The sequence below is a fragment of the Mesoplasma syrphidae genome (assembly GCF_002843565.1).
Taxonomy (GTDB): domain Bacteria; phylum Bacillota_I; class Bacilli_A; order Mycoplasmatales; family Mycoplasmataceae; genus Tullyiplasma; species Tullyiplasma syrphidae.
Genome location: NZ_CP025257.1, coordinates 894,709 through 908,214 on the forward strand (window position 1 = coordinate 894,709; position 13,506 = coordinate 908,214).

Below are 13,506 nucleotides of genomic sequence, written 5' to 3' on the forward strand. Positions count from 1 at the left end.
TTCTATAAAAATAACGAAATGACTACTCATTTCGTTATTTAATTATTATTTTTGTTTCTCTTTTTCATCATCTTCTGATGTGTCTTCAATTATATTATTGTCAATATCTACAGGAGTATCAACTTCTTCAACAATATCATCTAAATCAATATCAATAATTTCTCCAGATTCAATTTTTGCTTTTTCTTTTTGATATTTATTCTTTTCTTCAATAACTTCAGGTGGCAATGCATTATTTTTATCAATGTAATCAATTTGCTCTGCAGTAATTGTTTCCAAAACATGAAGAGACTCAGCTAACAATTCCAAAGTATCTTTGTTTTCTTTAATAATTTTAATTGCTAAAATATAAGCTTCATTTAAAATTTTCTCAATTTCAGAGTCAATTCTTAACGCTGTTGCATCAGAATATGTCCCTTCCATTTTACCGTATGATTCTTCAGCCATTGTTAAATATTTAGTCATTCCCAAATCTGACATACCAAATTGAACGACCATTCTTCTTGCAATATTTGTTGCTTTATCTAAGTCATCATGAGCACCCGTAGTTACGTTGTCTTTTCCAAACATAATTTCTTCGGCTGCACGTCCACCAAGATAACCCGCAATTGTTGCATATAAGTCTTTTTTAGAAGAAAATACTGTTTCATCTCTTGGAGTCATAATTGTATAACCACCCGCATTTCCACGAGGAATAATTGTTACTTTTTGTACTTTAGAAGCACTATCAAGTCTCAATCCAATTAAAGCATGTCCTGATTCATGGTAAGAAACGATTTGTTTATCTAATAAAGTCATTGCACGTGATTTTTTAGCTGGTCCACCAACTACACGATCAATTGCTTCATCGATTTCTTTAATCGTAATAATATCTCGTCCCTCACGAACCATTAAGATCGCAGCTTCATTAAGTACGTTTTCTAATTGAGCTCCCGAGAATCCTGGAGTTCTTTCAGCTACTCTATGTCAATTAACATCAGAAGATATTTTTTTACCTTTGGCATGCAATGATAAAATTGCTTTACGTTCTTTAATGTCTGGCAATGAAACCTGAATTACCCTGTCAAAACGTCCTGGTCTTAATAAAGCTGGATCTAGAACATCAGCACGGTTAGTTGCTGCCATAACAATAATTCCCGCATTTGTTCCAAAACCATCCATTTCAACTAGCAATTGGTTAAGAGTTTGTTCGTTAGTTCCTGTACCCATTCCTGAGTTACGTTTACGACCAACAGCATCAATTTCATCAATAAAGATAATTGCTGGTGCTGATTTTTTGGCATCATTAAACATTTCACGAACACGGCTTGCTCCAACCCCAACAAACATTTCTTCAAATTCTGATCCTGCTATTGAGAAAAATGCTACTCCCGCTTCTCCTGCAACTGCTTTTGCTAATAAAGTTTTACCAGTTCCTGGTGGTCCTTCCATTAGAACACCTTTAGGCGCTCTTGCTCCAGCTGCAGCGTATTTTTGAGGATTTTTTAGGTAATCTACTAATTCTACTAATTCAGATTTTTCCTCTTCAATCCCTGCTACATTTGCAAATTTAACATCTGATTTAGTTTGACGAGCTCTATTTTTACCCATTCCAAACATTCCACCAGGACCACCTGCTCCACCACTATTTTTAGTCATAAAGTAGTAAATACCAATATATAAAGCTATTAAAATAATCATTGGCAATATTGATGAAATTATTGCTGCTGCAGATGAAGGCACAAGAGGAACAGTAGGTTTGTCACCTCATAAATTTTTTGCTCAACCTTTTCATTCTTGAATAGCTTTAACCCATTCAGAAGGTGCTTCGCCAATTATTCCTGCCAAAACATTGTCAACAGTGTTCACTTGATTTTGGGTAGCATAAACAACGAATTTTGTTCACCCTTTTTCTCCGTGAATAATTCCATGAATTTGAGTAGTACCATTTATTGAATTATATATCGTCAAGTTTTTAATTTTTTCTTCAGTATTTCCCATATATTTAATGAATTCTTCTCATCCAATAACTTGAGTTGTTCCTTTAATTGTGAAAACTATAATTGCAATAATAATTGCTACTATTAGTAATGAAATTATCCAGAACCATAAAGAACTTTTTTTCTTTTTCATCAGTATTCTCCTTTTGGCTAAATATAAATAATGATATCATATCTTGCAAGTTTTTTTAACTTGTTATCTTGTCATTTTATTTAATATTTTTAGCTCATTTTCTTTATACACAACAGCTTTATAAATACGATTTCGATAGCGAATTTTATTATCTATCAAATAGCGATTAGTTTTTACAAATTCGACGAATGTCGTTTGTTTGTACACTTCATAATTATTTGTAATTACATATGGATAACGCTCTCGATCATTTTTAATTGTGGTAAAAATTTCTAATCAGTTGACAAATTCTTCTGCTAAATATAAATCTTGTTGAGACTTAATGATAATTGTTTTGAAATCAAAAGCCGTTGATGGAGCTAAAAACAGTCTATCAAAATCTTTTATTAAGAAAAAATCATCCAACTTTATTTTTCAAAACGGTTTGTTAGAAGTTTTCAACCGTCAGGCAATTTCTTTGATCGTACTATTTTTGCGTTTTTGCAAAAGATAATCTTTCTTTATAGTTTTTAAAAAATAAAATAGAATTCTTTGAATTTTTTCTTGACTAAAACTTGTTAACTTTTTTTGCAAAATTAACTCATCAGCACTTAAATTATTTAATGTATAAAATTTGACCTCATTTTTCAACTTTTCTAATTGTTTATTTTCTTTGTTAATTTGAAAATAATAGTTTTCGAAATCTTTTTCATTTAGTTGGCTGCGAATTTCATTTCGCAAATACTTTGAATCAAGATTAGTCAAATCATTTGCATACTCAATATTAAAACTGTTTAGGCTTTCTAAAATGCTGCTTTTTAAAAAATTCAGCATTGGGCGTATAATTGTTAAACTCTTGTATGTGGTTATTGAACGTAGACCAAAAAAATCGACATTATTTTGACGGCGTTTTTGCATAATATAAGTTTCAACCAGATCATTAAAATTATGAGCTACTAACAAGTTTTTGATTCCATATTTTATACCAATTTTATTAAAAAAATTGTAACGAGTCTCTCTTGCAAATTCTTCAAAATTTTGCTTTAAATTTGAGTATTCACATTCAACATTTAAGATCTCACATTTAATTTGATTTGCGCTACAAAATTCTTCAACAATTCTTTGATCATTATTAGAATCGCTACGAAAACGATAATTGACATGACAAACAATAACTTCATAATTTTTAACGCTATTTAATAAAAAAATTGAGTCAGGGCCTCCTGATACAGCTACCAAGTATTTTTCATTTCTGTTTAAATTAATCATTTGGTCCCTTTCTCTTTATATTTTAATAATATAGGAATTTTAAGACAAAAAAGAGCATTAAAAGATGCTCTTTAACATTATTATTCGGTTTATTTTTTTGTAGATTGATTTTCGAGTTCATCTTGAGTTTCAATTTCTTTTTCAAGTTCTGGTACATCAATCTTACATTTTCGATAAATTTTTCTAAATCGTTCCGGGTCATTTCGCAGTATCTTAATAAAACAAATTTGGAATGTATAAAGCAATGCTGAAAGAGTTGAATATCTCGTCATTTGCAAAGGATCACTGTCATTGATTCCTGAAAACTGAATTCAAATATCTGAGTGCTTGACATAATCATTTTGGTGATTAATTGATATTAGGGCTATTTTTGAACCGTTTTGCTTGATTTTTGCAAGCGACTCGGCAACAAATTTACGTTCTCCAAAATATGTTATTGTAATAAATAGCCAACTTTCATCACATATATCGCTAACATGCTCAAGAACTTCTCGATGTTGAATAACAACTGGTGGCAATCCAACCATAGATAATTTGTTAACAATTTCAGGCAAAATATCTATTCCATTATTAAATGCAATAATTGCAATTACTTTGGCATTCTTAACTTCATTTGCTAGTTTTTCTAACTCAATATCATTAATTAACTCACGTGTTTCTTCCAATGCTCAAACTGCTTCATTAAAAATCCATTCATCACTTTTATAGTTCATACTTTCGTTCCTGGTTGCTTCTTCATGTATAATGCGTGATTCCTGATTTTTCAAATACAGTTTAATAATTGTTTGTAACTCACCAAATCCATCAAGTTCTAAACCCTGTTGACAAAATCTCGTAATTGATGTTGATGAAGTATACGCCATTTGAGCAACTTTTGAAATACTTAATGACACCACTGTTTCCATATTTTCTAAAATAACTCTACTAGTCAATGCATAGTTACTATTTGTATCTTGTGAAAATAATTTAATTTTTGAAATGATTTTTTGAATTTCCATATAAAACTGGCCGCCTTTACTTTTTAGTGTTAATATTTAACAACAATATTTATATAACAAAAAGGTTTTATTCTAATTCATTTGTACAATTTATGGTTTTCAATTTTTTTTTAGTTATGAACTCACTTTTCAAAGAAAGTATTGACCTAATCTCTAAAAAGACTTAACAATTCATTTGTATAAGTTTCATCATCATTATGTGCAATTAATGGTGGCAAAATTTCTGTACCCAAATTTCCGTTAAGAACACCATCAATTAAAACAGTTTTTGCGGACTGATCAATTTTTGAATGAACAAATTTAATTCGCTTTGGAACTATTTTGTACTTTGAAAATGTCGTTATGATTTCTCCTGCACGATCTGCTCTATGAACTAAAGTAAAAAGTCCCCCATTTTTCAAAGCTAGTGCTGCGGACTCAACTATTTCATCTAATGTTATTAAAGTCTCATGTCGCGCATTAGCAACAGCCTCGCTAACTTCACGTAATTTGGGTTTGCCCTCCATTTTAAAAAATGGTGGATTACAAATAATTAAATCTAAAGAATCATGATTTTCTTTTGCAAAATTTTTAATATCGTCGCATACAATAGTAATCTGACTTTCCAAATTATTTAAAACAACGTTTTCCTGTGCTAGCTGTATAGCTTTGCTTTGAATTTCTACTCCAATAATTGAAGCCTTGGTATATTTGCTTAGAACTAAAGGAATCACGGCATTGTTTGTGCCAAAGTCTGCAATTTTTGTTCGCTTATTGCTGAGATTTGCAAAACGAGCAACCAAAATGCTATCTAAAGTAAAGTTAAACATCTCACTATCTTGATACAACTGAAGATTTTTGTATCCTAAAATTTCATTTAATACTTTCATTAAACCACCCCTGCTATAGTAATAAAATATTTATCAATCGATAAATTTGGATTAACAATATATTTTAGATCTTCGAGCAGCAATAGAGTAGCTTCTGCAAACTCCGGAAAATTTTTAATAATTGTGCGAGAATAGCTTTCTTCAACCATCATAATTAAATCTTTTTTTTGACATTTTTTAAACTCTTGAGCAGCCAACAAATAACTATTTTTATCTTTTGCGATTATTAGATTTTCAAAAGCATTATATTCAAAACTTTCATAGCTGTTTTGAATAACAAATAATTTACATCGAGATCTAATTGTCTGCAAAATTTTGCTGCGATCATTTGATAATAAAATTGCATATGTTTTTGTTGGTGGCTCCTCCAAAAATTTTAAAAGTGAATTTGCAGCTTCAACCTTTAAATTTTCAATATTAGCAATTATATAAACTTTATTACCATTATTTTCTGATGCCGTCATTGACATTTTTTCAATAATAGTTTGAACCTCATTTTTAGTAATTGCAGTTCTACCGTCACCTATGTATATAATATCTAAATTTTTATGAGTGATGACTCTTTCACAATTATTACATTTTTTTTCACGTTGTAAGTGCTCTGAACAAAAGATATATCGTACTATTTCATCAGCTATTGATAGATTAGTTACTTGATTCTTGGAACTCAAAATTATTGAATTGTAAAGCCTGCCATTTTTATAGAGTTTTTTTAAGTGGGATACTAATTCTTTGCTTGTCATTTTGCAATAGCCTCAACAATAATTTTTTTAGTCTGTTGTTGAACTTCCTCAATTCCTAAGTTTGCGTCAATAACCTTAATTCTATCTGGATTTTTCCTAATCAATTCATCATATCCTTCTTTAACTCTCAATTTAAAATTTAAACCCTCACGATCAAGACGGTTTTTTAATTCCGGTCTCTTGTTGATTCTTCGTTCAGCTTCTTCCATGTTTAAATCAAAATAAATTGTCAAATCTGGAATGCATCCATCCAAAACAATTTCTTGGATTTCATTTACTTTTGAAATTCCCAAACCGCGAGCATTTCCTTGATAAGCGCTTGTTGAATCCATAAATCTATCAGAAATAACAACATATCCTTTTTGCAAAGCTGGAGCAACAACTTTATCCATATGTTCTTTTCTTGAAGCAATATATAATAGCGCTTCAGTTCAAGGATGCATTCCTTCACTATCATCATCTAAAATAACCTTGCGAATTTTTTCAGATACTTTATGACCACCCGGTTCTCTTGTCAATAAAACTTTATATCCTAATGACTCTAAACATTCTTTGATGGGAACTATTGCAGTTGTTTTTCCTGAACCATCCATTCCTTCAATTGTAATAAACATTATTTAACCCTCATAGTTCTTTCTATTTAAGATAGCATTCTCCAAAGTACTTTCATCCATATAATCTAGACTTCCCCCCATTGGAATTCCTTTTGCAATTCTTGTAGTTTTAATCTTTAGTTTTCTTGCTTCTTGAGCTATGAAATTAGCAGTTACTTCGCCTTCAAAAGTAGCATTCAACGCCAAAATCAATTCACTATCAAATTCTAACCTTGCAAATAGTTTCTCTATTTTTAATTTATCGGGCGTAATATTTTTAGTTATATTAATCTCTCCATTTAAAATGGCATATACGCCTTTGTATTTACCGACATTTTCAATGCTTTTAGCATCCAAGGCTGTGCTGACAACGCAAATTACTTTTTTATTTCTTGATTCATCACTACAAATTGGGCAGACGTTTTCTATTTTGTAGTAAAAACAAACTTCGCATACAGTAATTTTTTCTTTAACTTCCCGTAGATCAGCTAAAAAGATTTCAAAAGTATTTTCATTTTGAATTAATTTTGTCAACAAACGTTCTGTATTTTTTTTCGTTAATCCTTCAGTCTTACGAATTTTTTCAACTAATTCATCAAACAAAAATTCTTTCATATTACTCTCCGATTTCTATTTCTTCTATATCAAATATTTTTGCTGCTCCCTCAATTAGATCATTATTCAAAGTTTTTTCTAATTTACTTTTAGCCAAACTATCATAATACTCAAATACTCCTACTTCAATGCGTGTTGGCAAGCTATTTCTAACTTTCAAATTTTTAAACTCAATTTTGACATCTTCTCATTTATTTGAATCGATCGCATAAATTATAAATTCTCTACCAAATTCCTTAAAAACTTTTTGGCGAAATTCTCTATTTTCCAATTTTAAACACAACAACTTCGCTTGTGCAAAGTCGTCGCACTTTATTAAAATTTCTTGCTTAGAAACCGCTGATACTTTTGCTTTATAAAATGGAAAAAATACTTGCGCTTTTTCCGAATGAATCAACTTATTATTTTCATCTAATTCAAATCATTGCGCAATTTTTTTGTCTATTAAATCACGGAATTCTTTTTTGGCTCCCACTAGTAAATTGATTATGTTAGAAAGTTCAACTGAATGTGATTCTTGATCACTATTATTTAAAATTTCCAAACTTTGCAAATTTGCCAATTCTGAAAGCAACAATGTCGTCGATTCATTAACGATTTTAGTGGCTTCATCTTTTTTATTAATTGAATTATCAATAATGCGTGATTCTTGTTTTAAATTATTAAGCTGATTTTGCGATTCCAAAAGTTTCTCCAAATTTTCATTAACTTTTCTTTCAGTCATACTATCTTTATAAGTTTGCTCTTGAATGTTTTTGGTATCTATTGAAGTTTTAGACTCAAAATCAACTTTCTCTTGACTTGTATCTTTTCCTTCTTCTTCTACATTAATTATTTTAATGTTAGTCTTTTGACTATCCTCACCCATAATTTTTGTTTCTTCTGTTTTTTCGATTGAGTGGGTTGGTTGGTTTTTATCTTTAACTTTAATATCCGCCACTGATTTTAATAAGCTAATCAGCAAATAATTAAAACTAACTGTAGTTCCCTTTGTTTTAGCATATGCTTCACTTAAATTATCAGCCAGTCTAAACATAGTTTCTAAAGATGATAATTGAATTACTTTCAAATCATCTTTTTCTAAAACTCTTAAAAAATCAACATTATTTGTTAATTTATATTCAATAACCTCTTTAATAATCTCTATTAAACTTAAAGCAAATACGTCAAAGTCCATTCCCTGACCATCAGCTTTTTCAAAATAATTAATTACTCTTTCAAATTCTCCATTAATAATGCTTTCAATAATGGCAATTTTTTCATGTTTGGTCGCAATATAAAAAATTGCCTTCAAACTTTCAATATTAATTTCTGAATCATTTACAATCATTAGCTGCTCCAGTATATTTAAAGCGTCTCTTAGTGATCCTTCAGACAAGTAAAATATTTCATTAAGTACTTCTTCACTAACAATATATTTTTCTTCTTTAGAAATTAATTTTAGACGGTCTTTTAAAGAGCTTTTATCAATTTTTTGAAAATTAAAAGTTTGACACCTAGATATAATTGTTGCAGGTATTTTTGCATATTCTGTTGTTGCTAAAATAAAAAGGGCATGTGCTGGAGGCTCTTCTAAAGTCTTCAATAATGCATTAAAAGCTCCCTTTGTTAACATGTGAACTTCATCAATAATATAAACTTTATATTTTCCCAAAACTGGTAAAGTTGAAACATTATTTTTAATACCACGAATTTCATCTACACCATTATTAGAAGCAGCATCAATTTCAAAAATATCTGGTGCAGAATTATTATTAGCAGAAAAGCAATTTTCACACTTTTCACAACAAAAACCATCAGCTAAATTGGTACAATTAGCACTTTTAGCAAATATTCTTGCAACAGATGTTTTTCCTGTCCCACGTTGTCCTGCAAATAATACAGCATGTGATATTTTGTTTTCTTTTAATTGTTTAACCAAAATGTCAACAATATTCTTATGTCCTGCTAAAGCTTTAAAAGTTGAGGGGCGATATGTTCGATACAGCGATTTTTTGTTTTCCATCATAAGTCCTCCTGATTATTCCATACTATTTTATCACTTATAATCTTTGATATTTTAAGTTATAAAAAGAAAAACTGAGAATACTCTCAGTTTTTCTTAGCGTTTATTTTTAAAAAAAGTCTCTAGCAATTCTTGATAATTATTTTGCTGTTGAATATTACCAATTTTAACTATTTTTATATCAATATCATTAATACTATAAATGTTGTTAATTCCATATTTTGCATTACTTAGAATAAAATTAATTTCCTTGATTTTGGCTTGTTTGATTGCTCCATAGCACATTTCACATGGTTCCAATGTTGAGATAATTTTGTATCCTGATAAATTAATAACTCCGCTATTTTTAATTGCTTGATTTATTGCATTAATTTCTGCGTGACAAGCAATATTTTGTTCCTTATTGCGAGTATTAAAACCAACTCCAGTAATTTTGTTATCTTGATTAATAACAATTGCTGCTACTGGAATATCTTCGGTTTCTAAAGCCAATTTAGCCGTTTTTATTAATAATTCAAATATACTCTCTTTCATAAATTAATTCCTCACAAAAAAACCGCAATACAAGACACAGATCCTTATAGCTGCTACCTTCCGGTCCTGACCAATTCAGACGTTATCTTTATTACGGCATAAATATTATATCATTTAAATTAGTCTACTTCAATTTCATGTATTTGCTCAATTACTTTTTTTGCTTGACTTCTAAAAGTCGCATTTCTCTCTTGCTTAATAAGATAAGAATTTTCATAAAATTCTTCAAACATTGAAAAATCATTCACATCATCTCCAGCAACGATCACATCTTTATCATCAAACTTTGTCAATTTTTGTAATTGACGAATTGCTTGTCCTTTGGTAGTTTTTATAGACGTAATATCAATGTAAATTCCATCATTGAAGTTAAAAATATACTGTCCAATTGTCAGTCTAAATTTTTCAGCAAATCTTTCTATTTGTACTTTAAGGTTTTCTTCAACAATGATTCTCATAGAAAGAATATCAGCTTGTTCTAACGACTCTAGAGATTTATTTTCTGGCATCATTCCAAAGTAAGCATCTTTTAGTTCCTCATTTCATGTTTTGTGAAACAAAACTTCTTCTTTATTAATAGTTGTATATATCAACCCAATGACATTCTCCTCATATTTTTTTAGTGTATCAAAAAGTTCTTTTTGCTCCAATTTTGGAATTGGATTATCATACAATAAATTTCCGCTTTTATCATAAACACAACTTCCATTACTACAAATTAAATAATCTGGACGTAAATTATAATGCTGCTTCAAAAATTTTTTTATTTGCATATATGGTCTAGCTGTTGCAACTGCTAGAATATTGCCTTTTTCTATAAAATTTAAAACAAACTGATGATCATCTGGATTTAACTTCAAATCATTATTTCTTGAATTTCTCAGTGTTCCATCAAAATCTGTAAAAAACCATTTTGCCATTTTTTTACTCATTTCTATTAACTGCAATCTCGCTTATTTGTTGAATTATGTTTTTTGCATATTTTTGAATATCAGCATTATATGCTTGCTCAATAATGTAGGAATTATCAAAAAACTCCTCAAACATTGAGATATCATTATTATCGTCACCTGCTACAATGACATCGGAATCTTTAAAATTAAATTGACTTTGCAAGATTCGAATAGCATTGCCCTTATTGATCCCTTCAGGGTGTATTTCGCTAAATGTTAGGCCTTTGACATTATTGGTTGTCAAATTTACTCTTAAGTTTTGACTTTCTAATCATTCAACTATCTTGTTTCAGACGGGCTTTTCACACAGAATTTTAAAGCAAATTAACTTTTTATCATGCAAAATATTAATTTCATTATTTTGTGGAGTCATATCGATAAATAATTTTTCTTTTTCGAAGTTCCATTCTTTATCAAATAACATTTTTTCTTCAGTTGAAGTTGCATAAATAATTGAAGTAATCTCTTTTTCCATTTCAATCAGTTTTTCTGTTATCAAATCTTGATCTTTTTTATAAAACTCATGAGTGTATAAAACGTCATCTTTTTGATTATTAATAGTTGCTCCCGCATTGCAAATATAAAAATCTGGATGTAATTGATACTGTGCTTCTATATATTTTTTAATTGATGAATACGGTCTTCCAGTAGCCACAATCAGTTTATGACCATTTTTCTGCAAAGTTTTCACAAATTCTAGATCATTTAAATTTATCTCATTTTCGTGTGTTCGTGAATTTCTTAATGTTCCATCAAAATCTGTAAAAAATCATTTCATTTGGTACCTCTTTTGTTACAAATATTTTATACAAAAAAGAACAGCCTGCGCCATTCTTTTTTTATTTAATTTGTTTTGCTTGCTGACGAAGTCTTCTTTCTCTTTCTCGGTTTCCTGTTTTTATATGTTTTTGATTATAAACATGGAATCCAAGTGTTTGGAAAATTTGGTATGTTGAAGAAATAATTCAGTAAATTGCAACCCCCGACGCAACAGATGCGACAATGAAGATAAATACAACCATCATTACTAATTGTAAGATTAATTGTTTTTTACGAGCTTTTCTCTGTGCTTCAGTCAAAGTGATGTTTCTTTGTTTATGATATTGCAACAATGTTGGCAACAACATTGAAAGAATCTGCAATGGTAAATAAACTGCCAATAATGTAAAGTAAATTCAATTTCCATTTGTCACTTGTTCTCATGGTTTAGCAACTAATGAAATTTGTCCAATATTAGCAACTTTCAATGCTCTTGTTGATCTAACGATTGCATAAATAGCAAACAAGAATGGCATTGAGGCAAATCCTCCAGCAACTGATGACATTGGAGAAATTCCTTCTTTTTTATACAACGCCATTGTTTCTTGTTGTTGTTTACTTTTTGATAGTTGATCTTTTTTATCTTTATACTTTGCTTGAATTTCTGCTTGTTTCAGCTGCATTTGCTGCATTTTAATCTGATTTTTCTGTGATTTTCAAGTAAATGCTAACGTAATAGACTTAATAATAACAACAGTAAATAAAATTCCAAAGAAAACAGAAATACCATATCTACTTTGTTCACTATTGCTAAATCCTGGTTGCAATGTCCCAGCAAATCCCCTAATAATTCCTGTTAACACAAACGCTGTTGGGTAAACAAAGAATCCATAAAAAGGAGATCCTGTTTTGCTAAATGCCTCTCCTCAACTGGTTATAACGTTATAACCATATTCAGATGCATCGACACCATTGCCAATAATAATATGATCTTTTCCGGCAAAATCTCCTAATGACCGAATCGCAATTTCAAATGAAACTCCCGGGGTAATAACTCTATTACCAGTCATATCTAAAATATCTGTAACCATATATTGAGATTGATACATTTGTACACAACCTCATAACATAGAAATAATAATGAATAAAAATCCTAAAATTTTAGTTCATTTTCAAACCTTCAATAAGATCTCTTTTTTTGATGATTTACCCTTCCCCATCTTTTGCGGATTAAGATAACTCATAACATTGTTATTTGCTTTATACAAAAGGTTATACCCCTTTCTATTTAAGTTGCTCAATTAATTTTGTTAAAGCCTTTTTGTTAAATTCAAAGTCTTTATCCAAAATTGCTTTTCGAGCAATAATAACGATTCGAAAATTTTTACCACCGTTATCTGTTTGAATAATTTCGCTAATCATCATTCTAATTTGTCTTTTAATTTTATTTCTTATAACAGCGTTACCAATTTTTTTACCAACACTAATTCCATATTCTAAGAAATTGTTTTGTGTTTTTTCAAAATATAAAACAAAAGCAATATTTTTTAATGTTTTTTGCTTTGATATTATATTTTGAAAATCAAAGTTGCCCTTGATAATTCTTTTATTCTTCATCAAAATTTATATCTAAGTAATTAAGCAGATAATTTAGCTCTACCTTTAGCTCTACGAGCTTTAATTACTCTTCTTCCGTTTTTAGTAGCCATTCTCGCTCTGAAACCGTGAGTACGAGCAGTTTTAATTTTTGATGGTTGTCAAGTTCTTTTCATAAGTTTCGTCAATCCTCCTTTATTTAGACAATTTCAATAAATATTATATATGAAAAGTCTCTGTTTTGATTCAGTTATTTTAAATAATTGGCGTCTTTTCTTTTGAAATTTTTTTTTACAAAAGTTTTCCACAATAAAAAACAACTAATGTGGAAAAGTGGAAAATCTTAGCAGACAATGAAAACTTCTAATTTATTAAAAAATGTGGTCTTATTAATTTGCTAACAAAAACAATTTTATCAACATTTTAAAAGTTTTTGCTTGTTAATTATTTTATAATCTAAACACGTTAGGAGAAAAACTTT

General features: G+C 29.5%; 14 protein-coding genes and 1 other RNA gene. All 15 read right to left on the bottom strand.

Annotated elements, in window-relative coordinates:
* Positions 1 to 45 precede the first annotated feature (45 nt).
* The 15 genes from ftsH to rpmH all read right to left on the bottom strand — a co-directional run bounded on the left by ftsH (position 46) and on the right by rpmH (position 13,201).
* Positions 46 to 2,112: an ATP-dependent zinc metalloprotease FtsH gene (ftsH, locus tag CXP39_RS03870; RefSeq protein WP_051591879.1), complete on the bottom strand. Its 2,067-nt coding sequence runs from the start codon at positions 2,110 to 2,112 to the stop codon at positions 46 to 48.
* Between the two features lie 63 nt (positions 2,113 to 2,175).
* Positions 2,176 to 3,360, bottom strand: coding sequence for a tRNA lysidine(34) synthetase TilS (gene tilS / locus CXP39_RS03875; protein ID WP_027048287.1), 1,185 nt, complete (start codon positions 3,358 to 3,360; stop codon positions 2,176 to 2,178).
* A gap of 89 nt (positions 3,361 to 3,449) precedes the next feature.
* The gene (locus CXP39_RS03880; protein ID WP_027048288.1) at positions 3,450 to 4,358 is read right to left on the bottom strand and encodes a MurR/RpiR family transcriptional regulator; all 909 of its coding nucleotides are present in this window, start codon (positions 4,356 to 4,358) and stop codon (positions 3,450 to 3,452) included.
* Between the two features lie 146 nt (positions 4,359 to 4,504).
* A complete protein-coding gene (locus CXP39_RS03885) occupies positions 4,505 to 5,227 on the bottom strand; it encodes a tRNA1(Val) (adenine(37)-N6)-methyltransferase (protein ID WP_027048289.1) in 723 nt (240 codons plus the stop codon).
* A complete protein-coding gene (locus CXP39_RS03890; protein WP_027048290.1) occupies positions 5,227 to 5,970 on the bottom strand; it encodes a hypothetical protein in 744 nt (247 codons plus the stop codon). The genes CXP39_RS03885 and CXP39_RS03890 overlap by 1 nt, the downstream gene beginning before the upstream one ends.
* Positions 5,952 to 6,584 (bottom strand): dTMP kinase, encoded by a 633-nt coding sequence (tmk, locus tag CXP39_RS03895; protein ID WP_027048291.1) that lies wholly within the window; start codon positions 6,582 to 6,584, stop codon positions 5,952 to 5,954. The genes CXP39_RS03890 and tmk overlap by 19 nt, the downstream gene beginning before the upstream one ends.
* Positions 6,585 to 6,587: 3 nt before the next feature.
* On the bottom strand, positions 6,588 to 7,178 hold the full coding sequence (gene recR, locus CXP39_RS03900; RefSeq protein WP_027048292.1) for a recombination mediator RecR: 591 nt from the start codon (positions 7,176 to 7,178) through the stop codon (positions 6,588 to 6,590).
* Position 7,179: 1 nt separating this feature from the next.
* The gene (dnaX, locus tag CXP39_RS03905; RefSeq protein WP_027048293.1) at positions 7,180 to 9,186 is read right to left on the bottom strand and encodes a DNA polymerase III subunit gamma/tau; all 2,007 of its coding nucleotides are present in this window, start codon (positions 9,184 to 9,186) and stop codon (positions 7,180 to 7,182) included.
* A gap of 93 nt (positions 9,187 to 9,279) precedes the next feature.
* Positions 9,280 to 9,717 (bottom strand): nucleoside deaminase, encoded by a 438-nt coding sequence (locus CXP39_RS03910; RefSeq protein ID WP_027048294.1) that lies wholly within the window; start codon positions 9,715 to 9,717, stop codon positions 9,280 to 9,282.
* 16 nt (positions 9,718 to 9,733) lie between these two features.
* Positions 9,734 to 9,817, bottom strand: an RNA gene (gene ffs, locus CXP39_RS03915) — signal recognition particle sRNA small type.
* 19 nt (positions 9,818 to 9,836) lie between these two features.
* Positions 9,837 to 10,637 carry an HAD-IIB family hydrolase gene (locus tag CXP39_RS03920; protein WP_027048295.1) on the bottom strand — a complete coding sequence of 267 codons (801 nt, stop codon included), beginning with the start codon at positions 10,635 to 10,637 and terminating at the stop codon, positions 9,837 to 9,839.
* Between the two features lie 4 nt (positions 10,638 to 10,641).
* Positions 10,642 to 11,448 (bottom strand): HAD-IIB family hydrolase, encoded by an 807-nt coding sequence (locus CXP39_RS03925; RefSeq protein ID WP_027048296.1) that lies wholly within the window; start codon positions 11,446 to 11,448, stop codon positions 10,642 to 10,644.
* 61 nt (positions 11,449 to 11,509) lie between these two features.
* Positions 11,510 to 12,697 (bottom strand): membrane protein insertase YidC, encoded by a 1,188-nt coding sequence (gene yidC / locus CXP39_RS03930; RefSeq protein WP_051591882.1) that lies wholly within the window; start codon positions 12,695 to 12,697, stop codon positions 11,510 to 11,512.
* A gap of 16 nt (positions 12,698 to 12,713) precedes the next feature.
* Positions 12,714 to 13,046: a ribonuclease P protein component gene (gene rnpA, locus CXP39_RS03935; protein ID WP_027048298.1), complete on the bottom strand. Its 333-nt coding sequence runs from the start codon at positions 13,044 to 13,046 to the stop codon at positions 12,714 to 12,716.
* 20 nt (positions 13,047 to 13,066) lie between these two features.
* Positions 13,067 to 13,201, bottom strand: coding sequence for a 50S ribosomal protein L34 (gene rpmH / locus CXP39_RS03940; protein WP_027048299.1), 135 nt, complete (start codon positions 13,199 to 13,201; stop codon positions 13,067 to 13,069).
* Positions 13,202 to 13,506: the final 305 nt, after the last annotated feature.